Below are 26,136 nucleotides of genomic sequence, written 5' to 3'. Positions count from 1 at the left end.
TAAAGGAATTACAGTCCAGCAGCATCCTTAAGGATGTCAACTTTATCGGTTTTTTCCCAGGTAAATGCAGAATCAGAACCTTCACGGCCAAAATGACCATAAGCCGCTGTTTGCTTATACATAGGTTGAATCAGATTCAACATACGGGTAATGCCGTATGGACGTAAGTCAAAATGTTCACGTACAAGTTGAACAATCAGCTCATCCGATACTTTACCGGTATTAAAAGTATTGATTGAAATCGAAGTCGGTTCAGCAACACCGATTGCATAGCTGACCTGAATTTCACATTTATCTGCCAAACCAGCTGCAACAATATTTTTTGCTACATAACGGCCCGCATAAGCCGCTGAACGGTCAACTTTTGATGGGTCTTTACCAGAGAAAGCACCACCACCATGACGCGCCATACCGCCATACGTATCTACAATAATTTTACGACCTGTTAAGCCACAGTCACCTACAGGACCGCCAATGACGAACATACCTGTCGGGTTGATATGGAATTTCGTGCCTGCATGGAACATTTCAGCAGGAATGATCGGTTTAACGATTTCTTCAATCACAGCTTCTTTTAACTGGATTTGAGAAATTTCAGGATCGTGTTGCGTTGATAATACAACTGCATCTAAACGAACCGGTTTGCCATTTTCATAAGCAAAGGTCACCTGGCTTTTCGCATCTGGGCGTAACCACGGTAATGCACCTGAACGGCGTAATTCTGCTTGACGCTCCATTAAACGGTGCGCATAAGAGATTGGAGCAGGCATCAGCACATCGGTTTCACGGCTTGCATAACCGAACATCAAACCTTGGTCACCTGCACCTTGATCTTCTGGCTTCTGGCGATCAACACCTTGTGCAATCTCAGGAGACTGTTTACCGATCATGTTGATCACGGCACAAGTTGAACCATCGAAACCTAAATCAGAATGGTGATAACCGATTCCATTGACGGTTTGACGTACAATCGCTTCAAAGTCCACATTTGCTGTCGTTGTGATTTCACCAGCAAGAACAACCGCACCTGTTTTTACTAATGTTTCACAAGCGACACGCGCATACGGGTCTTCTCTTAGGATTGCATCTAAAATTGCATCGCTAATTTGGTCAGCCATTTTATCTGGATGACCTTCGCTTACAGATTCTGAAGTAAAAACAGCATACTCGCGCATGAACGTCCTATCATTGGTATTTTCAAAAAGACAGAGTATGTTACATCGACTTGGCGCATAGGACTAGCACAAGCTGACTAAAAAGCGTGAATTTATTTCATTTTCATGATGTTTTTATTGATATGTGTATCAGGGAAATTGATATTTATAGTTTTTGATATGAATAAATCTGTAATTTACTGTTTAAATTTTTTACAAGGAAGCACAGACATCGCCTATCGTATGAACATTTACACATTTAATGTTAAATGATTGCGTGAAAAACAAGAAATATCGTGTATTGGACTTTACCCCTTGGCGTTTTTTTAAGACAATAGTCTCAGTTTTTGAAAGATGATTTCTCATCTTCTCTCATCTTATTTGATTTAATCGGATTCTGACTTATGACAACCCCTTTAAATGAACGTCGTATTGCAAACGCAATTCGTGTCTTGGCAATGGATGCTGTGCAACAAGCAAACTCAGGGCATCCAGGTGCACCAATGGGGATGGCAGATATCGCTGACGTAGTTTGGCGTGAATTTTTAAATCATAACCCGACCAACCCGCAATGGGCGAACCGCGACCGTTTTGTGTTGTCAAATGGTCATGGCTCGATGTTGCAATATGCCTTATTGCATTTGACTGGTTATGATTTATCTATTGAAGATTTAAAACAGTTCCGTCAATTACACTCTAAAACACCGGGCCACCCTGAATATGGTTATGCGCCTGGTATTGAAACTACAACTGGTCCATTGGGTCAGGGGATTGCCAATGCAGTTGGTTTTGCGCTGGCTGAAAAAACGTTGGCTGCACAGTTCAACAAAGATGGCTTAAACGTTGTTGATCACTTCACTTACTGCTTCCTTGGCGATGGCTGCTTGATGGAAGGTATTTCTCATGAAGTATGTTCACTTGCAGGCACATTAGGTCTGGGTAAGCTAATCGCATACTACGATGACAATGGTATCTCGATCGATGGTGAAGTTGAAGGCTGGTTCAGCGATGATACTGAACAACGTTTCAAAGCTTATGGTTGGCAAGTGCTTCGTGTAGATGGTCATGACGCTGATGCAATTCGTCAAGCGACTGTAGAAGCGAAAGCTGAAAGCAATAAACCAACCATCATTATCTGTAAAACAGTGATTGGTTTGGGTTCACCAAATAAACAAGGTAAAGAAGACTGTCACGGTGCACCACTTGGTAAAGACGAAATCGTTTTAACCCGTGAAGCATTAGGCTGGAAAGAAGATTCATTTGTTATTCCTGAAGATGTTTATGCAGCTTGGGATGCAAAAGCAAAAGGTCAAAGCTCTGAAGCAGCTTGGAATGAATTGTTTGCTCAATACCAAGCAAAATATCCAACTGAAGCAGCAGAATTATTACGCCGTATCAATGGTGATTTACCTGCTGAATTTGCAGCACAAGCAGATGCTTTCATTGCTGAAACCAATGCTAAAGCTGAAACCATTGCGACACGTAAAGCAAGCCAAAATACTTTACAGGCGTTCGGTCCATTACTTCCTGAATTATTAGGTGGTTCTGCTGACTTGGCGGGCTCTAACCTGACACTTTGGAAAGGTTGCCAAGGCGTACAAGAAAACCCAGCGGGCAACTACGTGTATTACGGCGTTCGTGAATTCGGTATGACTGCAATCGCGAACGGTGTGGCTTTACACGGTGGTTTCGTTCCTTACGTAGCAACATTCTTGATGTTTATGGAATATGCACGTAATGCAGTACGTATGTCTGCATTGATGAAGCAACGTGTGATTCATGTGTATACGCATGACTCAATCGGTTTGGGTGAAGATGGTCCTACGCATCAGCCAATCGAACAAATTGCATCATTACGCGGTACACCAAACTTAAATACTTGGCGTCCATGTGATACGGTTGAAGCAGCTGTTTCTTGGAAATCTGCACTTCAACGTAAAGAAGGCCCATCTGCGTTAATTTTCTCTCGTCAAAACTTGCCATTCCAAGCACGTAATGAAGCTCAAATTCAAAACGTGGCAAAAGGTGGTTATGTACTTGCTGAAGAGAAAGGTGAGTTGAAAGCAATCATTATCGCAACAGGTTCTGAAGTTTCATTGGCAATGGAAGCATATGTACAACTTGAAGGTGTGCGTGTCGTGTCTATGCCATGTGCCGAAGAGTTTATGAAGCAAGATGCTGCCTATCGTGAAGCGGTATTGCCTGCGCATATCCGTGCACGTGTAGCGGTTGAAGCGGCGCATGTAGACTACTGGTGGAAGTTTGTTGGTTTAGACGGCAAAGTGATCGGTATGACCACTTACGGCGAATCTGCGCCAGCAAAAGACTTGTTCCAGTTCTTCGGTATTACCACTGAAGCGGTTGTTGCTGCGGTTAAAGAGTTGACTGCTTAATTGAATTAAGTGGTATAAAAAAGCGCTCTGAGTCAGGGCGCTTTTTTTATGATGAGACACAGGAGTAAAAAGAAAAATGAGTCGATTTTCTTGGTTGAATATAGTTAATTGGTTTAATTAAGTATATTGAATCTATATAACCTAATGAAAATATCAATAATCCGTCGGAGGAAAATAATAATATGAATTTATTGGAAGCTTTAGTACAGATAGAAAAATATTCTGAGGAAGAAACAATTTACTCAGCAAAACCATGGATACTAAATTCAGAGACAATCATTATGATTGAACCAGATGAAGGGGGACTCGAATTTACAGTGGATGGACGAGTATATAGTTACTTTCTAGAAATTTTCTTAGTTAAAGAGCTCTTAAGTGATTTAGCTGCAGAAAATGGCCTGTCTCTGGAAGGAAAGGTGCTTCGTATCATTCAATATGCTTATAATGATGCATAATTTTTTAAAAGCACACTAGCGAAAGTGTAGTTATCCTCAACTAAGGCGACAATATTCTTTAAACAAAGTTGACTCTAGATCGCAATTCTAGACCGGTTTAGGCCTAACCTGCTCTTGTGAAGAGAGGACTTGCTGAAACCTAAATTGACAACAAGTCTATTGATATAAGTTTAACCAATACTTAATTCACTCTGTATTGAAATATTTGAGGTTAATAACTTATGAATCGGGCAGCTTTCCGCAACTTTTAACAAACGTTTGTGCTGATCTTCGGTAAATTCACCTTTTAAGATAATTTTACGTTCAATATTGTTGTGTCCTGATTCAGGTTCACCGTTTGGATTTAAGGCTAAATCGACCTGCACATGCTCAAGTTTGATGCCTTTGTGATTGGCATACATTTCTATGGTAATGGTCGTACAGGCACCTAAAGCCGAAAGTAATAGCTGAACTGGGTTGGGTGCAGTATCTTGACCGCCTTTATCGGCTGGCTCATCTGCATACCAGCTATGTCCAGAAGAATCTGTTAATGTAACGCGATAAGGTGTTGAAGTACTGAGTGCTTGAGCTGTATGTGTCATATTCTACCTTGTTGTTTATCTTTAAGAATTTAAATCTATATATGAACTGATCTTGTTATTTCTCAGATCAATTGTCGAGTAGCGAATAGTCTTATGATAGGCGTTTTACATAATAACTGTAACGCTTTTATTGTTGCATGGATGAAACATATCGTTTTATAAAGACTAGTGAATAAAAATACTTGATCTATACACTAATGGCTATATCAAACAAGGATACCAAAAATGCAATTTAAAACATTAAGCCTCGGTTTAGCAGTCGCTTTAGCTAGTTCTGTAACGTTGGCTGCGCCAGTCGACTATAAAATTGATCCAACACATACTGCGACCGTATTCAGCTGGAACCACTTTGGTTTCTCTACACCAAGTGCAAACTTCACAGATATTCAGGGTACAATTAAAGTTGATAATGCAAAACCTGCAAACTCATCAGTTGAAGTGACGATTCCTTTAAGCAGTGTCAATACTAATGTGCCTGCCTTAGACAAAGAGTTTCAGGAAGAAGCATGGTTTAATGCTGCAAAATATCCGAACATTACCTTCAAAAGTATCAAAGTAGAAACCAAAGACAAAAAGCACTTTAAAATTACAGGTGATTTGACTGTGAAAGGTGTGACTAAGCCAGTGGTATTAGATGCTGTGTTAAATAAACAAGGCGAGCATCCAATGGCAAAAGTACCTGCAATTGGCTTTAATGCAACCACCAGCTTTAACCGTTCAGCATTTGGTATCGGTAACTACGTCCCGAATGTAGGGGATAAGATCACAGTTAATATTACAACTGAAGCAACTGTTGCAAAGTAATATCGAAATTGATAAAAAAGCCTGAATGAGCAGCTCATTCAGGCTTTTTTATTTGCTTATTATTTATGTTTTATTATTAGTTTTCTAATATTTATTTATTATCAGAATGCTAATTTTTATACTAATCCGTGACCATTAACTATGTTTTATCTTTGAACGACGTTTGGATTGGTAAATATAACGAATCGAGTCGACTACTTCACCCACGAAAATACATTCTTCGTCCAAGGGAATAATATTCGGTTTAAATTCCGGATTAAGCGCCTGTAAATATCTCGAATTGTCAGTTTCAATCACCAGTTTTTTGAAGGTGGCATCTTCATGTTTTCTCACCACAATCATGTCACCTGACTGCATATCACTATACTGAACGGTTGGATCAACCAGAATGTAATCACCTTCATGAAATACAGGGTAATTACTTAGACCTTGAACTTTAAGATAAAAACACTGATCACAATCATCGGGTAGCGGTAACCATTCTTCAACCTGAGCCATATCAACAGCTTGCACATTGGTAAAAATACCGGCTTGCACCCATGACAAAACGGGCGCCATCTTGGCCTGAACCGGAGAAATATTAATTGCATGTTCGGGCTGGGATGGATCTGGATCGGCTTGTCCTTGACCAGTTTGTAGCCAGTAAGCATCGACACCTAAGTATTTGGCGATAGAGGGAAGATGCGAGGATGAACTCACTAATCCTGTTTCCAGTTGGCTTAAAGCGGACTGGGTTATTCCGACAGCGGCAACTACATCTTTTTGAGACTTCTTTGCTCTTTTTCTAGCTTCTTTGAGCCTATCTTTTAGCATTTCAATCGACCTGAATATTATTAAATTCAGAATATTAGCAAACTAATGTGAAGTCAAATTAGTATCCTTATTGATTTAATATTAGTTTACTAATATTATGGTCGTATTACTTAAATTTCAATGTGAGAGGTGGCGTATGGGCAAAGCAATAACTCCAAACATGCATATCAAACAAAACTTAAATGCTGAAATTGAAGCCTGGTTGGCAAAAGGCAATGCAATCACCCAGATTCAAACTAAATTTCAGCCACGAAGAGTGGAATACAGTAAAAAACTAAAAGCGATGCGACTGGAAGATGAGCAGAAACAGCTCAAAAAACAAAAGCGTATCGATAATCAAGCAACGCAACAACAGATTGCGATACTCAGCAACTGGCTCAATCAACACAAGGGTAGAGCCAAGGCCTTGGTTGAAGTGCTCGGCTGTGCGCATAGCTATATTTCTCAAATCAAGAGCTTTACCCGGCCATGTAGTAAGAGCCGATTTGAAGAGATCAAACAGGCCATGCACTGTGTGGAGCAAACAGAAAAATATCACTAATTCAAAGATGAAAAGAGACAGCAAGGTAGCGTCAGGTCGTAAATAAAGTCATTAAATGCTAAAGCAAGCGTGAACATGATGATTCAAATTGGCAAAGGATCTATTGCTTGAGTGACAACATAGATCATGCCAGAAAAATAAATAATGAGATGAGGTGAAGATATGAATGCGATGGTAACTAAATTTGAAAAGTTTGAGTGGTTAACTCATAGTTTAACGGTAAGTTCTCCAGGTTTTGATCCTTATGTGCGTGGCACAGGCGAGCGTTTAAGCTATCAGGATCGTTTAGGTGCGATTGCTGCAATGGATACGCAGTTGGCCAAGTCCGTGACCGCATTGATTGTGTTTGAAAATAAGTCAGCTACAGATTATGACTATGTCCGTCAGCATTTGGCAGATATTTTTATTAAACAGGCTGAACGAGATAAAAAGCGTGAACCAGAACGGATTGCCATGTATCACTTGGCCTGGTTGGTATCTCGAATGGTACTAGATTTCGTTTTAAACCCGGAACTGGAAGAAAATTACACAGCGAAAGGACGTTTGGCTTATGCTGGAATTCATCGCCATCAACTTAATGTAGAGAGCTATCGAAAGACCTGGAAAACTTATGAAAATCTGATGGTTAAAGCATTAGAGTCAGCTATTGAAGAAGCAGAAATCGTGATTGAGCAATATCGTAAAAACACTTACAAAAATATGCATAACTAAGGATTCCATTATTTCGGAAAGCACGCTATAGTTTTACTATACTGGTCGTATTAAAGATTAAATATGACAAAGCTTGAAAGCTCATCAATAGATGGGCTTTTTTGTTGCCTAATGAAAACTCGGTTCCGTCATGGAGACCGAGTTTTTTTATGCCTAAAACCTGAAATTGGTTTGAAATTTATAAAGAATTTGAGGTATTTGAAAATGAAGAGTACAAATAATATTAGCTATTTAAACCAAGATTTAACGCGTTTTTCTCCCGCTACTATTGTCCCGTCTTGTATGCAGATTACACCAGATGCGGCGGGTGTGACCTTGATGGAATCTAATCCATATCTAGGTGCCTTAAAAGTTGTTGAAGATATGCAGGAATTCGTCCTTGCTTATGATGATTATCAGCTCATCCAGTCGCGCAATATGCTTGCTGTGTCTAAAGCTAGATTTATACCGGATATTGCGGTCATTCGACCTGTCAGCATGCAGGGTCTTATTGCACCGCTACAGGGCAATCGTGATTACAAAATCAGCATCGGTGCACAGGCTGAGACTTTAATCCTTTTTAAACACGGACAAGATCATGTCACGATCAGTATAGAAGGCAAAAGAGTGTCAATGTTCAGTAGTACTGATTTACCCATCACCCTAAATGATTTTAATAAAATCGAGAATCTGGTAATTCGGGTAATAGCAAACGCTGTACAGTTGTTAAAAATCAATGATAAGACTGTCCATACACAGGTCTATCAATTAGAGATGGATTTCGAATATGTGCAACTGGAGGCAACTGAACTGCCTTATGATCTGTCTAATGTCTTTATCCAGTTTGGATGGGCCGAGCAACTGACCAGGGCACCGTTCTTATCCGCCTATTTTCAGGTATGTCAGGGGAAATTTTCGTTAAGTAACTCAAATGCATCTCAGCATGCTTTTATGATTGCTGGACTTGCCTATCCCCCAGAAAGAAAGCTGATTGCTGATCAGGTGAAACAGGGATTTGTCATTTACAGTTTGTTTGTGGATGAGAAGTTCACGGTGATATTAGGGGATTATGGCAGTATGGATAATGTCACTTTTATGCAAGATGAGCCTTGTTTAAATCCAGTTGTCACTTTTGAAATCACAGGCAAGCATTCGATGAATGTCTATATTGATGGAAAACTGATGGGGAGCTGGGTTTCAAGTCGTGGATTAGAGTTACCAGAATTTTATCAAGTTATTGCATTGGATGGGCTGACTCAACTGGATTTTGACTTAAGAGCAGCCTATGCAGCAGTTGGAGAAGAGATCTATGCTGTAAATACAAACAATGCAAAAAATTATGACTCAGTGCATAAATACAAGCTTTCGCCTAAGCGAATGAGAACAGGTCATTATTTACCTTTTTCTCATTCGCAGTATTTGCCGCTTTATCCATTGTGACTTTTTTAATGAGTTGGCCTCCCACATGGGAGGTTTTTTTATAGATAAAACATGTGCTGTGATAGGAAGTGAATAACAAGAGTGATGGCTGCAATAAGAATAAGTCGGCCGCTTTATAAAATTACCTTATTTAAATAATGCCCTGTATCGCTCAGGGCTTTTCTTTTTGGAGGAGGAAAATGGTAGACCTCGTTTCAGCGGGTGCAGACATTGCAGCCGCAATAAAATCTTATGGTGTGTTTTTTATTATCTTGATGGCACTCACCTTCATGCTTTTGGCCTGGATTGTTGTTGTGATGACACGGTTGCCAAAATCTAGGCGTGAATGGGTGGTTTCATTAATTTCTACTTCGGTCGGAAGCATTGCGGGTGGTGGTTTTGTGATTCAGCATTTTGATTTGCAAGACTGGAGTAAGAATATGTTTGGCGCATTTGCCCTCGGTGGCTTGTATTTCCTATGTGGCTTACCTGTGTGGGCACTCATTCGCTGGACTTTTAACTACATCAATGCAAGAGAAGATTCAACGATTCTAGATGTTGCAAGAGAAGTAAAAGACTTTAAAGACAAATTTTAAATAATAACTTCAATTCAATGCCGCCTTCGGGCGGTTTTTTATTATAAAGAGGAAAAGAACATGACAATTACACAAGATGGTTTTGATATTTTACGCAAAAATTTTGGCAAGTTGGCACAATCTCAGGTCGATGGCATTAACTTTCTTGTCTCGGTACTGGCTGAAGATACGGCCATTATAACCACGCAGGCGGCTTATATCTTGGCAACGGCTTGGCATGAAACAGCGAAAACCATGCAGCCAGTGATCGAGTATGGCTCTGAAAAATATCTAAAGTCTAAGCAATATTATCCCTATATTGGTTATGGCTACGTGCAACTGACATGGTTGGCAAACTATAAACGCATGGGCGATTACTTAAAAATTGATTTAGTCAAAAATCCAAAATTGGCTTTACAGGCTGATATCGCGGCCCGTGTCATGATTGTCGGTATGAAAAAGGGCATGTTCACAGGTAAAAGACTTTCTGATTACATCAATCAGCATAAAAAGAATTATGTGGGCGCACGTCATATTGTCAATGGAACAGATAAAGCTGAACTGATTGCGAGCTATGCCGAAATCTTTGAACAGGCTTTAGAAGCTTCTGAAGAGGTTGTTTGTCATTAAGCGTGTATTCAATCTATTCGCTTTAGAATTCTATAATCACAACTATAAGCGCTCAGCTTTAACTGAAGTTGAGCGCTTAAGACTATGCAGTCGCATTAAATGCTTCTGCATAAACCACATCGCCGTGAGGCATTTTATCGGTGAAACAAAGGATCTGGAAATACTCTGCGGGAACACCCTGTAAAATAAGTTCCGGCTTCGCTTTAAAGCCGAAGCGAGCATAATAGTCAGGATCGCCGAGTAAAACACAGCCAGCAGCTTTTAATATTTTTAGCTTGTCTAAACCGGCATGGATCAGTTGAGAGCCAATCCCTTGATTTTGAAATTCAGGTTGTACAGAAACAGGGCCTAAACCGTACCAATCGGTTGTTCCATCCGAGATCGAAACAGGAGAAAACGCAATATGCCCAATAATTTGACCTTCATATTCAGCGACCAGAGATATGGTCAATTGTTGAGAACTGCGTAAAGCATTCACAATAAATTGCTCTGTATGACTCGAATGCTCTGCATCGGCGAAAGCCGCTTGTGTTAAGTCAAAAATAGCTTGAATATCGTATAGTTTTTCATCACGAATCTGTATGTTCATCTTTATTTTCTCTTGTGTTTCCTGATTTAGGATGGCCCGAATCTGCTTGAGAGTGGGGTTGGCTTGAGTGTATTTTTCACCGTAACTAAGATTAAATGCATAATCGAAATTAACAGGGTTAATACCTTGATTATGTTGCAGAATGGTCTCTAACTTATCCAGAGCTTTAACCAATCTAGCTTCAGTTGTTTCTGCATCTTCATATTCTTGCCAAAGTGATCGAATCAACATTTGAGGTTGATCATCTAAACATTCGGTTAATTGATAAAGATCCTGTTTCTCCTGCTGATTCTTCGCTGGAAATTGATCTTTCATAATGGCTGGAATATCACCATGAAGAGCTTCACCTAAGTCATGAATCAGGCACATTTTTAGTATTTTCTCGAGATTAATGTCTTCGAATTGATCTGCAAAAATCATCGCCATTAAGCATAAACGCCAACTATGTTCAGCAGTACTTTCTTGGCGACCATTGGAAGTATGTGAAAATCGCAGCACATTTTTTAGTTTTTCCGCTTCTCGTAAAAAAGCTAAGCGGTTTTGAATTACGTCTAGTTCCATTTTCTTTCTCAAAATAAACCATATGTAATTTGGACAAACCCGATCTAACATTAGATTGATAGACATCATCTAAGTACAACCAAGGATTTATCCAAACCTATGGTTGTGTTAACGATTGTCTAACTGTGGGCGTACTGATCTAAGCCCATGTAAGTTAATTTGATAGGGCTGTCCATTAATGGATTTAATCAGTTTTTTCTTTCTTAGCTTGTTAAAAACGGCAAGGTCGCAATCGGACAGCAAGAAACCTTCTCGGCTATAGCACTCTACAGCGATGATTTGACCTGAGTCATTACGAAGTTTTACGATTTTTCCGCCTTTTGCTAAGACGTGCAGTGTCCGTTGTTCGGACTTAGATAAGTTCATGTTGTTATCCAGATAGAAATAATCAGAGGCAAAGTTAGGCTTAACGCCCAAAAAATCGCGCAGATAACCAATTTCAATGTGCTATTGAAATTTAGTTACCAGATTACTGCTATCTCCAACATAAAACCCTCGATATGGATGCGATACGATGTGTATCGCTGAAAATACTAAAGCAAGATAAATTAAAAAGCAATAATTGTGTGAGAAACACTATTTGAAGTGCAGGCAAAGCTTATCTTTTCGGGCGCTTTTCTTTGAGCTGTAAGTAAGCTGGAACCGATTTTTTGGCTTGATGGCGCAGCAGTATTTTAATATACAGCACAATCGCGAAGCAGGCTGTCGCAACCGTCAGCATCAGGCCATTCATATAACTCATGACCGAGCTGACATAACCGATCGTGGCTAAACGGCGTTGCATGCGTTCGACCTGAGTACTGGATTCAACACCGGTAATGGCCCAGGTACATAAATGTTCGCAGTTGTTAATGATGAGATGGTAGTGATTTTCATGCATGCGTGAGCGCATACGCCGTACTACGATTCTGGCCTTGTAGCGTGGGGAGTGATAGTCCCTGATATAAATAGGCTTTCCTCGCGCAAAACGCTGGATAGAGGTCATTTCAATCGGATGCTTTTTAAAGATATGGGCAAAACCGGAATAATGAATGACTCGGCCACGTCCTGCATAAATGCCGTGGTGACTATAACCAAAGTGTTTTACGATCAGATGGGCGCCAATTGGAAAGCGCGAATGTCTTTGCTGCATGTTGATACAAGGTTATTGTATTTACACGCTTATTTTAGTGAAAAAATGTGAATCAATCGAGCTTATTTATACACTCAATCCAATGATTATGTGTGGAGTTTGTATCCGCCATTCAGCATGATTTGCTGTTGTGAGAAAATAGCCAGATCTCATCTTAAATATATCGCATAATGAAAAGCTGGTTACTGTTTTCCTTTACATTTTTAGCTGTTCCATCTGCATATGCGATGCAGCAGCAAGCCATTCAATTTAATCAAAACAGCTACGATGTCATTAAAGTCGACCATCTGGATCAACTGGAATTATTTTTAAAAAATCCTGAAAGCAATCGCTACTATCAAAAGTTTGCAACTTTACAAAAAGCATTGCCGGCTTGTGCTCAACTCAATTTTGCCATGAATGCGGGAATGTATCATGCTGACTTTCAGCCCGTCGGATTATATGTCGAACAGGGCAAAGAGCTGCGTCAGTTAAATCAGGCGAAAGGCTTTGGTAATTTTTTTATGCAACCGAATGGAGTTGTGGCGTGGAATGATCGCCGTGCCGTCATCAAAACCACGGCTGATTATGCACATTCAGGTTTTCAGGCACAGTTTGCGACCCAGTCAGGGCCGATGCTGGTCTATCAGGGTAAAATCAATGATCAATTTTTACCGGACTCAACTTCACTTAAAATCAGAAATGGGGTGGGCATAAAAAATAATGAGCTGTATTTTGTGATTTCACAACAACGGGTAAGTTTTTACCAGTTTGCGCAGTTTTTTAAGCAACAGTTGAAAATAGATCATGCGTTATATCTGGATGGATCGATTTCAAGTATGTATTCAATACAAAACAAACGCCATGATAAGCGATTTAATCTGGGACCGATGGTAGCAGAAGTGAATCGGGAAAAGTGTAAATCTTGATGACGACACCCTCATCTCCTGTTTTTAAGGAGATGAGGGGCTTATTTTTATTGAATCGGTGGTTTGATCATCGCAAGTAATTCTTTGCGGCTATAACCCCGAGAAATCAGTACTTTCTTAATGCCTTTAATGACATCCTCATCTGTTGCTTTGACTAAAGCATCGAGTAGCTGTTCATTGGTTTTGCAAGAACAATCGTTTTCCACGCAAGAAGTCTGGTTCTTGTGTTCGTTATATTGTTCGTCTGCATTGAACAATTTTTGCCAAAAACTCATAGAGCCTTCATTAACAACCTAACATAGCTCGAAATATAGCCACTTTAAAATAAAATACAAGTCAGCTTAAGTGATAAAAGCAGCAGTTGAACTTCAATTTTTTCGATGAGTCTGCTCATCTCAAACGAAATTATGACGGTATCATGACTTGACCTTTGAAAAATATCACTTTTTTATCCAGATACTTTGAGCAAAAATAAAGGGTTATTGAAACCCTTTATAATTTATTGTTACGTTGAAATAATTTGTTTAAATCTTCTCAAGTAAAACACCCGACTCAACATGATGGGTAAAAGGGAACTGATCGAACATAGCGAACTTTACAATGCGATGGGTTTGAGTCAGTGTGTTGAGGTTGTCATGCAGGGTCTCCGGATTACATGAGATATAGAGAATACGCTTGAATTCCTGTAGCAGTTTCAGCGTCTCATCATCAATGCCTGCACGTGGCGGATCGACGAAAACTGTATCGAAGTCATAGCTTTGAATATCAATTTCAGCTTCTTGCAGGCGTCTAAACTCACGTTCGCCCTGATAGGCTTGGGTAAACTCTTCCGCAGATAAACGCGCCACCTGAATATTCTCAATCTGGTTTTGCTCAATATTCCATTGTGCCGCATAAACCGAAGATTTAGCCAGCTCAGTGGCAAGTACACGATTAAATTTTAAAGACAACGGTAGGGTAAAGTTACCATTACCACAATACAATTCTAAAAGATCTTGTTGAGATCCTTGTGCAGCATCACATGCCCATTCCAGCATATGTTGACACACTTGTGCATTTGGCTGGGTAAAACTACTTTCAATTTGTTTATATTTAAAAGTACGACCATGAACATTGAGCTGCTCAACCACATAATCATCGCCAATAATCACTTTTTGGCCGCGGCTACGCCCCATGATCTTGATATTCAGTTTTTCAGCTAACGCTTTTGCTGCCGTTTCCCATTCTGCATCCAGTTTACGGTGATAAATCAGCGTAACCAGCATCTCTCCGCTTAATGTTGCAAGGAAATCCGCTTCAAAAATACGTTGCGATAGAATTGGGGCTGCTTTTAATTCTTCTAACAGACGTGGCATTAAATCATTAATGCTTTGATCTGCAATCGGAAACTCATCCACACGAACAACTTCTTTTTGCTTTCTATCTTCAGCACGTTCAAACATGGCATAGAACAGATCATCTTCGGTATGCCAGAGACGGAATTCTGCACGCATACGGAAATGTTGTTCGGGTGATTGAAACACTTCTAAAGCTGGTGGATTGAACGGGGCAAATTGTGCGGTGATTCGTTCAACTTTCTCTTGAAGTTGCTGCTGGTAAGAGATGGTCATAAACAAGAAAACTATAGGTGAAATCTAAACAGGAATGGTATCAAAAAAAGTGTTACAAGGTGCAGGGAAATTATCAAATTTGCTTATTTGTAAGCTGGATGGGGATTCAGTAAATTCTGTATAAATATTGCTTTAATCTGACGATACTGCTCTGGTGAAGTACCTGAACAACTTTATTTGAGTTGATTGTATTGCTGAACCAGCTCTGGGTGACGTCGTAGTTGATCCCGAAAAGTAAGAAAATTTTGAAATTCCGAGCCCGTCACAACGATTTGCAAGGCGACATCATGCGCTTGTGATTGCAGCATACATAGCTCATGGGTACGTAATGTATCCAGCTTTTCTTTAAAATTAAGTTGTTGCAATTCTTTAATGGCATCTAAAAACTGTTGAGCGGGGACTTCAATATAAATATCGAGATCACCCTTTGAGATTGCATTGGGGATCGCGGATGAGCCAATATGTTCAACAATGGCAAAAGGGATAAGCTGCTTGATCTTTGTTTTATAATCTTCAAAAAGCTGGGCACAGTGAGGCTGATATTCAGTAGCGGGGAAAAATTGCATCTCCAGGTTCTCATTTTTATAATTGCAATAAAGATCAACTAAAACATAATAAAAAACCCGAACCATGTAAACATGATTCGGGTCAGTGAGAGACTTAATATCTCTCGAAAAGGCGAATATTAGTCTTCAGATAAAGTCATCAAGCTTGCGTTACCGCCAGCTGCAGCTGTATTCACGCTGATGGCACGTTCAATCACAAGACGTTCTAAAGGAATCTGCTCATTGGCTTGCAGCTGGGTAATGCCAACAATCGCACTTGAACGGGCAGCAACTTTAGTTTGCAAATCTTGCAACTGTTCAACAGAACCATGATGAAGCACGGCATCAAAGGCATCTTTTTCAACGCTTGAAATCACAGTGATTGCATCCAAAACATCTTTTGGTAAAGACGCTTTGTGTTTTACCAAGAAAGCATTGTCTTTCAATACCGCAGCTGTACTGCTAACAGCGAAAATCGCAAGCAATTGTTGAAGCTGGCTAGCATCATCATTGGCAATCGAAAGCACACGATGGCGAGGCAGGATAATGTACTGGTTACTTTCGCCAGTCGGACCTTGCAACTCGTAGAATTTACCTACGCCAAATGCTGGAATTGTCGGTACTGCTTGAGCCATGTGTTGTTTTGCCCAAGCTAGCAAGCTTTGGTAAGCAACATTTGATACCGCATCAAACTGAGAGATTTCAGCTTTCACCGCAAATGGGGTCGCCAATACTTTCTCTGAACAATGTTCCATCAAGCGGTACATATAAAGTGGACCACCGGCTTTCGGACCAGTACCAGACAAGCCTTCACCACCAAACGGTTGTACACCTACCACTGCACCGACGATGTTACGGTTGATGTATAAGTTACCCACTTCAGCACGTTGAATCACCGTATTAATGGTTTCATCGATACGGGTATGTAGACCCATGGTCAAGCCGTAACCTTTGGCATTGATACGATCAATCAACTGCTCAAGTTCACCGTACTTATACGTAATGATATGCAATACCGGACCAAATACTTCGCGCTCAAGATCATCAAGGTTTGGTAATTCGATTGCTGTTGGCGGAACAAAGGTACCTTGTGCAAGTGCCTGTTGGCTTGCAGCATCGTTGAACATCAATTGATGAACAGGGTAACCCTTAGATTTCATCTTTTGAATGTGCGTATCGATGGTTTGTTTCGCTTCAGTATCGATCACAGGACCAATGTCGGTTTTTAAGATCGCAGGGTTGCCGACGATCAACTGTTGCATCGCACCTTTCAACATTTTGATGACGGTTGCAGCGCTGTCTTCCTGTACACATAAGATACGAAGTGCAGAACAACGTTGACCGGCACTGTCGAATGCAGAACTGACAACATCGAGAACCACTTGTTCAGTCAGTGCAGAAGAGTCTACGATCATCGCATTTTGACCACCGGTTTCCGCGATTAACGGAATAGGTTGACCATTTGGAGATAAACGTTTTGCCACCGTTTTTTGCAAGATTTTTGCAACTTCAGTCGAACCTGTGAACATGATGCCTTGGATGCGGTCATCCTGGCTCAATTGCGCACCGACTGTTTCACCACGGCCTGGGACAAGCTGTACAGCGCCGTGTGGCACGCCAGCTTCCCAAAGCATTTGCACTGCTTGTGCTGCAATGAGTGGTGTTTGTTCTGCCGGTTTGGCAATAACACAGTTACCGCTTACCAATGCAGCTGCAATCTGACCCGAGAAAATTGCAAGAGGGAAGTTCCATGGGCTGATACACAATACGGTACCTAATGGCTTCACCTGTGCATTTGCAGGCAGGTTTTCAATTTGAGTTGCGTAGTAACGTAGGAAATCGACCGCTTCACGAACTTCTGCAATCGCATTGGCATAGGTTTTACCACTTTCGCGGCAAAGTAAAACCATCAACTCTTGAATACGGGCTTCCATCAAGTCAGCAGCACGTTTTAAGCAAGCAGCACGCTCAACTTTATCAGTGGCTGCCCAGCTTTGTTCTGCTTGTGCCGCAGCTTCTAAGGCCAGTTGTACATCAGCGCTGGTTGCTTCATTGACATAACCGACAACTTCGCTGTTTTGTGCAGGGTTTGTAATTGCAAGCGCATTACTTTCATCATGGACTGCTGATTCAAAACCAAGTAACGGGGCACTTTTCCAAATCTGGTTACGTAGCTTTTGTGCGGTTGCATCCAAGTCTGCTAACGGTTGATCGTTATTGAGATCAAAGCCACTTGAGTTTGGACGTAATGGATAAAGATCATGCGGAAGTGGAATCGCTGGGTGTTTTAAACCAAGCTGGCCTTCGTCTTTCGCTGAAGTTTGAATATCTTTGATTGGAGATTGAATTAAATCTTCAACTTTTAAAGTTTTATCCGCAATACGGTTGACGAATGAGGTGTTGGCACCATTTTCAAGTAAACGACGGACCAAGTAAGCCAACAAAGTTTCATGGTTACCCACAGGTGCGTAAACACGACATGGCACACCAAGTTTATTGTCTTCTTTAGAACCAACCACTTGTTCGTACAATGGCTCACCCATACCGTGCAAGCATTGGAACTCGTATTGACCTGGATAATATTTGCTTGGATCGGCCAGGTTGTAAATCGTTGCAAGCGATTGCGCATTATGTGTTGCAAACTGCGGATACACTTGATCTGGTGCAGCAAGTAATTTTTTCGCACACGCAATGTAAGACAAGTCAGTGTGAACTTTACGGGTAAACACAGGGTAGTCGGTCATGCCATCGATTTGCGCTTTCTTGATTTCGCTATCCCAATACGCACCTTTCACCAAACGGATCATCAGGCGTTTGTTACTGCGTTTTGCAAGATCAACGATGTAATCAACCACATAGAAACAGCGCTTTTGGTAGGCCTGAATCACGAAACCAATACCTTTCCAGTTGGCAAGTTTCGGTTCGAAACATAGGCGTTCAAGCAATTCAAGCGAGATTTCCAAGCGCTCAGATTCTTCAGCATCGATGTTTAAACCGATATCGTATTGTTTTGCCAAGCACGCCAGTTCAAAAACTTTGTTGTAAAGTTCATGATGAACACGGTCAATTTGCGCACGTTGGTAACGTGGGTGCAATGCAGAAAGCTTGATTGAAATACCCGGACCATCATAAACACCACGCCCGTTCGATGCTTTACCAATGGCATGAATAGCTTGGGTGTAGTCGTTGTAATAGCGTTCAGCATCATGTTCAGTTAGGGCTGCTTCACCCAACATGTCGTATGAGTAGCGGAAACCCTTGTGCTCAAATGGTTTTGCGTGTTCAAGCGCTTCGCCGATGGTTTCGCCGGTAACGAATTGTTCACCCATCATACGCATGGCAACATCAACGGCTTTACGGATGATACCGCGACCACTGCGTGCCAATAGGCCAGTTAAAACACTTGATAAACTGGTTTGCTTTGGTGTTTCCATCAACTTACCAGTTAACATCAAACCCCAGGCAGCGGCATTGACGAACATCAGGTTACTTTGACCAACGTGTTCTTTCCAGTTACCTTGGTTGATTTTGTCACGGATCAATAAATCACGTGTTGCAGTATCTGGAATACGAAGCAAAGCTTCTGCCAAACACATCAGTGCTACACCTTCTTGTGAAGAAAGTGAAAATTCTTGAAGTAAACCTTGAACGATACCAGCTTTACCCGCTGAACTTTTACGCTCACGCAAATTGTGCGCTAAGCTAAATGCGAGCTCATAAATTTTATGGTCAAGTTCAGGGGAAATGTTGGCTGCTTCAGCAAGTACAGCGACTGCTTCAGGCTCTGCACGGCGCCATGCCGTATTGATGCGTTGCTCAAACTCACTTTTTTCTTTAAATTCGGTGATATAACCGTCTGCGTGAGCTGTGTCCATTTGTGCGGGAGTATCCAATGTATTCATGCTAAATTCCAATAACAATCTCTAAAACATATTGAGCAGAGAGGTTTAGATAATTTATGATTACAGAATAAATCCCGAGTAACTCACTATAATTTGCTTATTTTTTAGAGGAAAATTCAGTTGAATGGCCCTATTTATACATTAGATCGAACTGATCTGAAAATTCTGGATATTCTTCAAACAGATGGAAGGATTTCCAATAGTAAATTGGCGGAACTCGTGAACCTGTCACCGACTGCGGTGATGGCGCGCGTGCAGAAATTGACGAAGGATGAGTTTATCTTGGGGTATGAGGCGAAACTGAATCCGAATAAGCTCAATGCCAATTTTCTGGTCTTTGTGGAAGTGTTGCTGGATAAGACCACACCGCATGTACTGGATGATTTTATTGACGCAGTCACGCAGTATCCTGAAATCGTGGAATGTCATATGGTCAGTGGCGGTTTTGATTTTCTGATTAAATTGCGTAGCGCGGGGATGGAGGAGTTCCGTCGCATTGCAGGACAGATTTTATGGCAGTTGCCAGGGGTGAAGGAAACCCGTAGTTATCCGGTGATGCAGGTGGTGAAAGACAGCTCGAAAATAAAAATTAAATCACGGACAAAATTTTAAATAAAAAAAGGGGCTCGAAAGCCCCTTAAATTTTTCAGCAAAATTATTTCATTTCGCGCGCATAAATTTCATCAGCTTGTTCGAAGCGGCTGGTTACAGCAGCATTTGGCGCCTTACCAAGCAAGCTCACCACCACAATACTGATCAAGGCGAAAACGAAGCCCGGAATAATTTCGTAGATGCCTGTAGCACCGAAGAAGTTTTTCCAAAGGATAACGGTTACAGCACCCACAACCATACCTGCCAATGCACCGTTCAGGGTCATACGTTTCCAGAACAATGAAAGAATAATCAATGGACCAAATGCTGCGCCAAAACCAGCCCAGGCGTAAGCAACAAGACCAAGTACTTTACTGTCTGGGTTCTGAGCAAGTACCAGTGCAAGCATTGCAACTGCAAGTACCATGGCACGACCAATCCAAACAAGTTCTTTTTGTGACGCATTTTTACGGATAAAGCCTTTGTACAAATCTTCAGTTAAGGCACTCGAACAGACCAGTAACTGACAGCTCAAGGTACTCATGACTGCCGATAAAATTGCAGCAAGAATGACGCCTACAACCCAAGGGTTGAATAAGATCTTGGTCAATTCCATGAACACCGTTTCAGGGTTAGCTGTTACTGCTGCGGCAAATTCAGGATGCATCTGGAAGTAGGCAATACCGATAAAGCCTGAACCGACTGCACCCGCTAAGCATAAAACCATCCAGGTCATACCAATACGGCGAGCCGCTGGAATTGATTTCACAGAATCAGCAGCCATGAAGCGAACAAGAATGTGTGGTTGACCAAAATAGCCCAAGCCCCATGCAGCTGCAGAAAGAATCGCAACAACACTTAAATTTGTCGCAAAATCAAAGGCATGTGGGCGAACACTTTCAACAACAGCAGTAAACTCTTCCATGCCGATTCCCAGCGACATGTAAGTGATGATTGGGAGTAATAATAATGCAAAAATCATCAAGCCAGCCTGGAAGGTATCGGTCCAGCTGATTGCCAAGAAGCCACCGATACAAACATAACCGATGGTTGCAAATGCACCAAGCCATAACGCTGTGCTATACGGTAATTGGAACAATGTTTCGAATAAACGTGCACCAGCGACCATGCCAGAAGCACAATAAATTGCGAAAAATACCAGAATAATCAATGCAGAAGTGACGCGTAAGATTTTCTTCTGGTCATCAAAACGACCAGTAAAATAATCAGGTAAGGTGAGGGCATTGTTTTGTACTTCGGTATGGACACGTAAGCGTCCAGCCACCAAATACCAGTTTAGCCATGCACCGATAATCAAACCGATCGCAATCCACGATTCAGATAAACCCGTTAAGTAAATAGCGCCAGGTAGGCCCATGAGTAACCAGCCGCTCATGTCAGATGCACCCGCAGATAATGCGGTTACAAAACTGCCTAAACTTCGGCCTCCAAGAATATAATCATCAAGATTTTTAGTAGAAAAATAGGCGTATAAACCGATGCCAAGCATGGCCAGGATATACACCACGAATACAACAACTGTGGGATTCGAAAAATTCATAATGGATGCCTGTCCTTACATATCCATAATTTGCAATCACAACTGAATAGCTAAAAAAATGAATGACTATTCTTGGGATTGATAAGGTCACAGATTCAAGCACAAATGATTTTTAAAATACTGTTATGTTTGTGTATTTTATTTGTATATTTTATGTAATTTAAAATAACTCTATGAATCTTAATTTTTTTTTGAAAAAAGCGCGGTTTTTTTCAGCAAAAATGATCGGGTTGATGATTGAAATTTACGCACAATGTTTTCAAAAGTTACAATTTATAAAAAGTACAGATGTAGATTAAATTGAAGCAGTCAAAAACTAGGCAAAAATATTGACACATGATGTTACAAAGGCAACGCTACAGAGAAATTCGACATTAAAAAAATATAATGTTGAGTGCTTTTCGATATAAAAAAAGTAGCAGAAATTTTGATTGTTTATTTATCGAATTTTCAAGATGGAGGATTGGCGAGAAAAGAAAAAATGATTCAGTCAATTGTCCGGAAAGAGGGTTGAAGGGTTAAGCTGTGACTTGATCGTTTTTGTGTCGTCAAATTCAGATTTTAGACGCAAGTATGAGCGCTGCAAGGTACCACCACGTGCATTCATTTAAAAAAAAGCCCGGTCAAATCAGCCGGGCTTTTTTGTTCAGATCTATTCGATTATAAACCTGATTCGTATTCACTATTTGAAAGCAGTTTTTCAACATCGGCGATATTGTCCGGTTTGATCTTGTAAATCCAGCCCTTGCCATAAGGTTCATCATTGACAAAATCAGGATCATCTCCAAGATCGCTATTCACTTCAACCACTGTGCCTGAAACAGGTGCATGAATATCAGATGCAGTTTTGACTGATTCGACAATACCCGCTTGCTTAGTTGCGGTGACATGACTGCCCACTGCTGGGGTTTCCACGTAGACCAAATCACCCAACTCATCTTGTGCATGGTCGGTAATACCAGTCACAACGAGGTCACCCTCGATTCTTACCCATTCATGCGTACGTGCATATTTCAATTCTGCTGGATGATTCATGACAACTCCTTAACAATCTGTCGTATCATTTTTATTTGGTTTATACATGCTTTTCAATAAAAACAAAAGCTTTCGCCGTTGAACTTATTATAAGTATGGATCTTTGCGCCAGTTACTTGGGCTACGGCCACTCCAGCGTTTAAAGGCACGACTGAAGTTTGCCACGTCAGAATAGCCAAGCTCATCTGCAATCTGTTCCAGACTATAATCGGTGCGGGAAAGCAGGGAGGTGGCATGACGATAACGTACTTCATCCACTAAAGTGGAAAAAGAAGTACCTTCTGCTGCCAACTGACGCTTCAAGGTACGGTCGGACATATGCAAACGTTCAGCCACACTTTCGATACTGAGATAATGCTGTTCTGAATTGGTCAGAATATCCCGCACTCGCATGGCCAGTCGTCGGCGTTCGCCCAGTGCTGACAGTTCTGTTTCACACTGGTTAATAGCAATCTGGCTGGCAATCGGATCGGCATTGACCATTTTCAAACCCAGATATTTTTTATCAAAGCTTGAGATTAAATGCGGTTGATTAAAACGAATGCTGCTGCTGAGTTTGTCCCGATATTTTTCAAAGCCTGCTGGTTCAGGGAAATCCAGATCCACTTCACCACTTAAATCTTCTATTCCGGTTAGCGCTCTGGCCATGGTCATGATGCCAATGGTCAGACCTAGAATAATTTCGGTGCGCAAAGGTTCGACTTCGATATCACACTGCAGTTGCAAAGTGGCTTTAGGGCCGAAGGTCGAAAAATATAGCTGTAGAAAGGGTAGACGTAATTGAATAAAGCGGCTGGCCAGTGCAATGGCATCGGTAATATCATGCGCTGTCATAATGGCATAACCGATAAAGCCATGAATGGAAATCCGCATTTGCGTACCGAGATGGAAACCCAGTGTACTTTCACCCGTCAGGCGCAAAGAGTGTTTCACCAGTTCATTGGCGATCGGTGTTGGAATTCGATAGTTTGGATCAGCCAGTTGTTCACTCGTTAAATGAAACGGAGCAAATAAAGTTTCATCGCTATATCCCCAGCGAGAAACAACGTCTAATAGCAATAAACCATAAACGCCTGGTATTCCTTGATCTTGACGAGTTGTGCTTGTTTTCATGGGCTTTCCGTGGCGCTCATCAATTTTGCCAATATCTTTTAAACATTAAAGTCTTAAACATCTTTACATGAAATAAAATAATCAATCATAAAAATTGTTGGACAAAACAGTCACTGCATGTCCAAGTCTTAAGCTACTTTTCTAAACACCAAAATTTTAGTTGTCGATATTAATAGCACATCACCATGCTGGTTCAAAGCTTGGGTTACGTAGCTGACGATACCACGATCGGGTTTGGTTTTAGACGGCACGATTGCGGTAATTTCAACTTCAACGTGTATTTTATCTCCTGCACGTGTCGGTCTTGGCCAGCGTAAACTCGATTCTGTTCCCAGTAAGCCGCCAGCAACCGGAAAACATTCTGTCCAAAGTCGCATGGTCACGGCTGAGGTGTGCCAGCCGCTTGCTGCCAATCCCTGAAAAATAGGATGCTGGGCAGCAGCCTGCTCATCGGTATGAAAGGGTTGTGGGTCGTATTGATTGGCAAACTGCTTAACTTCTTCTAGTGTCATTTCATATTCACGGCTGATGAAACGATCGCCAATATTAAGGTCTTCTAAATACAACATTATTCTGTGTCCTGCGTTACCCGTTGTTCAACCAAAAAACCGCCTGTCTGGCGTTTCCACAGTTGAGCATATAAGCCATCCTGAGCAATCAGCTCCTCATGTGTGCCTTGTTCCGCGATTCTGCCCTGATCCAGCACAATGAGACGATCCATTTGAGCAATAGTAGATAAACGGTGGGCAATTGCAATGACCGTTTTGCCAACCATCAAGTCATTTAAACTGCTCTGAATTGCGGCTTCGACTTCGGAATCAAGGGCACTGGTAGCTTCATCCAATATTAAAATCGGTGCATCTTTCAGGAAAACCCGTGAAATGGCAATACGTTGACGTTGTCCACCCGACAGTTTCACGCCACGTTCACCCACATAAGCATCAAAACCAACACGACCTTTCATATCTGTTAGCTGCGGAATAAACTCTTCCGCTTTGGCTTTTCTGACCGCCTGTTGAATTTCAGCTTCAGTTGCATTCGGCCGACCGTATTTAATATTTTCGGCGACGGTACGATGTAGCAGCGAGGTATCTTGCGTTACCAAGGCAATATTGGCACGTAAACTATCTTGAGTCACATCATGAATATTTTGACCGTCAATCAAAATACGACCCTGGTTGATGTTATAGAAGTGCAGCAACAGTTGAATCAGTGTCGATTTCCCCGCACCGGAACGACCAACAATCCCAATTTTCTCACCCGGTTTGATGGTCAGGTTAAAATGATCAATGACATTCTTCTGGTTATAAGCAAAGCTGACATCTTCAAAACGAATCTCGCCGTGCTGTACCTGTAACTCAGAGGCATTTTCCTTGTCCTGAATCTGGATCGGTTTGCCCAGAGTTTTCATCCCGTCCTGAATGGTACCGACATTTTCAAACAGCATGGTAATGTGCCACATGATGAATTCGGCCAGACTGTCTAACTTGAGTACCATCGCCGTGGTTGCAGCAATGACCCCGATTGCTGCCTGACCTTGTGTCCAAAGCCAGACCGAGGTTCCAATCACACTAATAAACAGGAATGCGCTGAGTACACGAATACTGATCTGGTATTTCACCCCCAGACGCATTTGTTTATACACGGTCACCATAAATTCCTGCATCGACTCTTTGGCATATTGGCTTTCACGACCCGCATGAGCGAAGAGCTTAACTGTCTGGATATTGGTATAGGCGTCGGTAACTCGACCGGTCATGACGGAACGCGCATCGGCCTGTTGCTGGGAGATTTTGCCAAGTCGTGGAATAAAATAGCTGGCAATGCCAATAAATAAGGCTAACCATAAAATCAGCGGCACAATCAACACTGGCGAAATTGCACCCATGACCAGACTAATAGTCACAAAATAGACCAGTACATAAACCAGCATATCCCCTAGAATCATCCAGAATTCGCGTACCGCCAGTGCAGTCTGCATGACTTTGGCAGAAAGACGTCCAGCGAAATCGGTATGGAAGAAGTCCAGGCTTTGTTGCAGTAATAAATTATGAAAACGCCAACGCATACGCATTGGAAAATTACTGAATAATACTTGGTGTTTAATAATCGATTGCAGGCTGACAAAGAAAATATTGGCAAACAGAATACTGATCAGAATGGTTAAGTTCTGTTGATTGGTTTGTAAAAAGGTGCTGGGTTGACTTTTAGTGAGCCAGTCGACCAATTTACCAATATAGGAAAAGAATAAAGCTTCAAAACATGCTGCTGCGGCAGTACATGCAATCAGTAAAAATAGAAAAGGGCGAATGCCTTGAGTCGATTGCCAAACGAAAGCAAAAAAGGTCGTAGGTAATGGTTTGTTTAAGTCTTTGGTGGGGTATGGATCGACTAGCTTTTCAAACCATCGCAGCATTTCGGTTTCCTCTAATATCAAGTACTAATTCAGCTTGTTCTGTAGCATAGCAGAAAATCAGCAATAGAGAGGAGAAAAGCTCAGGTGCAAGGATAGGTACTTGCGTGATATATCGGTT

24 protein-coding genes and 1 pseudogene are annotated in these 26,136 nt (G+C 41.4%); 10 read left to right on the top strand and 15 right to left on the bottom strand.

The features are described 5' to 3' along the window. Positions 1-8: 8 nt before the first annotated feature. Positions 9-1,175, bottom strand: a complete 1,167-nt coding sequence (gene metK / locus ACINWC323_RS09955) for a methionine adenosyltransferase (protein WP_004771809.1) — start codon at positions 1,173-1,175, stop codon at positions 9-11. A gap of 383 nt (positions 1,176-1,558) precedes the next feature. Between metK and tkt the strand changes: the two genes are divergently transcribed. Further along, the gene (gene tkt / locus ACINWC323_RS09960) at positions 1,559-3,547 is read left to right on the top strand and encodes a transketolase (RefSeq protein WP_009511588.1); all 1,989 of its coding nucleotides are present in this window, start codon (positions 1,559-1,561) and stop codon (positions 3,545-3,547) included. A gap of 182 nt (positions 3,548-3,729) precedes the next feature. Then, positions 3,730-4,002, top strand: coding sequence for a hypothetical protein (locus tag ACINWC323_RS09965; RefSeq protein WP_009511716.1), 273 nt, complete (start codon positions 3,730-3,732; stop codon positions 4,000-4,002). A 170-nt stretch (positions 4,003-4,172) separates the two neighbouring features. Here ACINWC323_RS09965 and ACINWC323_RS09970 read toward each other — a convergent pair whose 3' ends face one another. After that, positions 4,173-4,583 carry an OsmC family protein gene (locus tag ACINWC323_RS09970; RefSeq protein WP_009511721.1) on the bottom strand — a complete coding sequence of 137 codons (411 nt, stop codon included), beginning with the start codon at positions 4,581-4,583 and terminating at the stop codon, positions 4,173-4,175. Positions 4,584-4,808: 225 nt separating this feature from the next. Here ACINWC323_RS09970 and ACINWC323_RS09975 point away from each other — a divergent pair, with 225 nt between their 5' ends. Continuing rightward, on the top strand, positions 4,809-5,387 hold the full coding sequence (locus ACINWC323_RS09975; protein ID WP_009511663.1) for a YceI family protein: 579 nt from the start codon (positions 4,809-4,811) through the stop codon (positions 5,385-5,387). 135 nt (positions 5,388-5,522) lie between these two features. Here ACINWC323_RS09975 and ACINWC323_RS09980 read toward each other — a convergent pair whose 3' ends face one another. Next, positions 5,523-6,200, bottom strand: coding sequence for a LexA family protein (locus ACINWC323_RS09980; protein WP_005229948.1), 678 nt, complete (start codon positions 6,198-6,200; stop codon positions 5,523-5,525). Positions 6,201-6,336: 136 nt separating this feature from the next. Between ACINWC323_RS09980 and ACINWC323_RS09985 the strand changes: the two genes are divergently transcribed. From ACINWC323_RS09985 to ACINWC323_RS10005, 5 genes are all read left to right on the top strand, one after another. Further along, entirely contained in the window at positions 6,337-6,741 is a 405-nt protein-coding gene (locus ACINWC323_RS09985; protein WP_009511746.1) for a hypothetical protein, read from the top strand. 162 nt (positions 6,742-6,903) lie between these two features. Further along, positions 6,904-7,452: a hypothetical protein gene (locus ACINWC323_RS09990; protein ID WP_009511665.1), complete on the top strand. Its 549-nt coding sequence runs from the start codon at positions 6,904-6,906 to the stop codon at positions 7,450-7,452. Between the two features lie 63 nt (positions 7,453-7,515). After that, entirely contained in the window at positions 7,516-8,871 is a 1,356-nt protein-coding gene (locus ACINWC323_RS09995; protein WP_249364862.1) for a hypothetical protein, read from the top strand. Positions 8,872-9,050: 179 nt separating this feature from the next. Next, the gene (locus ACINWC323_RS10000) at positions 9,051-9,446 is read left to right on the top strand and encodes a hypothetical protein (protein ID WP_005229953.1); all 396 of its coding nucleotides are present in this window, start codon (positions 9,051-9,053) and stop codon (positions 9,444-9,446) included. A gap of 60 nt (positions 9,447-9,506) precedes the next feature. After that, complete coding sequence (locus ACINWC323_RS10005; RefSeq protein WP_009511641.1) at positions 9,507-10,055, top strand: hypothetical protein; 549 nt, start codon at positions 9,507-9,509, stop codon at positions 10,053-10,055. A gap of 82 nt (positions 10,056-10,137) precedes the next feature. On the opposite strand, the gene ACINWC323_RS19735 is transcribed toward ACINWC323_RS10005, so the two are convergent. The 3 genes from ACINWC323_RS19735 to ACINWC323_RS10015 form a co-directional block, all read right to left on the bottom strand. Beyond that, complete coding sequence (locus ACINWC323_RS19735) at positions 10,138-11,205, bottom strand: bifunctional HD family hydrolase/N-acetyltransferase (protein WP_009511657.1); 1,068 nt, start codon at positions 11,203-11,205, stop codon at positions 10,138-10,140. 108 nt (positions 11,206-11,313) lie between these two features. Continuing rightward, entirely contained in the window at positions 11,314-11,571 is a 258-nt protein-coding gene (locus ACINWC323_RS10010) for a YjhX family toxin (RefSeq protein WP_005285282.1), read from the bottom strand. A 232-nt stretch (positions 11,572-11,803) separates the two neighbouring features. After that, entirely contained in the window at positions 11,804-12,337 is a 534-nt protein-coding gene (locus ACINWC323_RS10015; RefSeq protein ID WP_009511649.1) for a lecithin retinol acyltransferase family protein, read from the bottom strand. Positions 12,338-12,507: 170 nt separating this feature from the next. On the opposite strand from ACINWC323_RS10015, the gene ACINWC323_RS10020 reads away from it, so the two are divergent. After that, positions 12,508-13,245: a phosphodiester glycosidase family protein gene (locus ACINWC323_RS10020; RefSeq protein ID WP_009511571.1), complete on the top strand. Its 738-nt coding sequence runs from the start codon at positions 12,508-12,510 to the stop codon at positions 13,243-13,245. A gap of 47 nt (positions 13,246-13,292) precedes the next feature. On the opposite strand, the gene ACINWC323_RS10025 is transcribed toward ACINWC323_RS10020, so the two are convergent. From ACINWC323_RS10025 to putA, 4 genes and pseudogenes are all read right to left on the bottom strand, one after another. After that, positions 13,293-13,520: a hypothetical protein gene (locus tag ACINWC323_RS10025; RefSeq protein WP_004653128.1), complete on the bottom strand. Its 228-nt coding sequence runs from the start codon at positions 13,518-13,520 to the stop codon at positions 13,293-13,295. Between the two features lie 249 nt (positions 13,521-13,769). Beyond that, entirely contained in the window at positions 13,770-14,855 is a 1,086-nt protein-coding gene (gene trmA / locus ACINWC323_RS10030; protein WP_009511644.1) for a tRNA (uridine(54)-C5)-methyltransferase TrmA, read from the bottom strand. Between the two features lie 83 nt (positions 14,856-14,938). Next, positions 14,939-15,421, bottom strand: a pseudogene (locus ACINWC323_RS10035) (GrpB family protein). Positions 15,422-15,540: 119 nt separating this feature from the next. After that, positions 15,541-19,302 (bottom strand): trifunctional transcriptional regulator/proline dehydrogenase/L-glutamate gamma-semialdehyde dehydrogenase, encoded by a 3,762-nt coding sequence (gene putA / locus ACINWC323_RS10040; protein WP_009511691.1) that lies wholly within the window; start codon positions 19,300-19,302, stop codon positions 15,541-15,543. A 120-nt stretch (positions 19,303-19,422) separates the two neighbouring features. Here putA and ACINWC323_RS10045 point away from each other — a divergent pair, with 120 nt between their 5' ends. After that, on the top strand, positions 19,423-19,914 hold the full coding sequence (locus ACINWC323_RS10045; protein ID WP_005229968.1) for an Lrp/AsnC ligand binding domain-containing protein: 492 nt from the start codon (positions 19,423-19,425) through the stop codon (positions 19,912-19,914). A 43-nt stretch (positions 19,915-19,957) separates the two neighbouring features. Here ACINWC323_RS10045 and putP read toward each other — a convergent pair whose 3' ends face one another. The 5 genes from putP to ACINWC323_RS10070 form a co-directional block, all read right to left on the bottom strand. After that, a complete protein-coding gene (putP, locus tag ACINWC323_RS10050; protein ID WP_009511620.1) occupies positions 19,958-21,454 on the bottom strand; it encodes a sodium/proline symporter PutP in 1,497 nt (498 codons plus the stop codon). Between the two features lie 660 nt (positions 21,455-22,114). Further along, positions 22,115-22,489, bottom strand: coding sequence for a glycine cleavage system protein GcvH (gcvH, locus tag ACINWC323_RS10055; protein ID WP_009511647.1), 375 nt, complete (start codon positions 22,487-22,489; stop codon positions 22,115-22,117). Between the two features lie 87 nt (positions 22,490-22,576). Then, entirely contained in the window at positions 22,577-23,602 is a 1,026-nt protein-coding gene (locus tag ACINWC323_RS10060) for an AraC family transcriptional regulator (RefSeq protein WP_005229974.1), read from the bottom strand. A gap of 128 nt (positions 23,603-23,730) precedes the next feature. Then, the gene (locus ACINWC323_RS10065) at positions 23,731-24,171 is read right to left on the bottom strand and encodes a MaoC family dehydratase (protein WP_009511585.1); all 441 of its coding nucleotides are present in this window, start codon (positions 24,169-24,171) and stop codon (positions 23,731-23,733) included. Further along, positions 24,171-26,018 carry an ABC transporter ATP-binding protein gene (locus ACINWC323_RS10070; RefSeq protein ID WP_005229978.1) on the bottom strand — a complete coding sequence of 616 codons (1,848 nt, stop codon included), beginning with the start codon at positions 26,016-26,018 and terminating at the stop codon, positions 24,171-24,173. Before ACINWC323_RS10070 ends, ACINWC323_RS10065 begins: the two co-directional genes overlap by 1 nt. Between the last annotated feature and the right edge of the window lie 118 nt (positions 26,019-26,136).

It is taken from the genome of Acinetobacter sp. WC-323 (assembly GCF_000314615.1).
In the GTDB taxonomy this organism is placed as follows: Bacteria; Pseudomonadota; Gammaproteobacteria; order Pseudomonadales; family Moraxellaceae; genus Acinetobacter; species Acinetobacter courvalinii.
The sequence above is the reverse complement of the archived record's forward strand: the minus strand, read 5'-3'. Positions and strand labels throughout refer to the sequence as shown.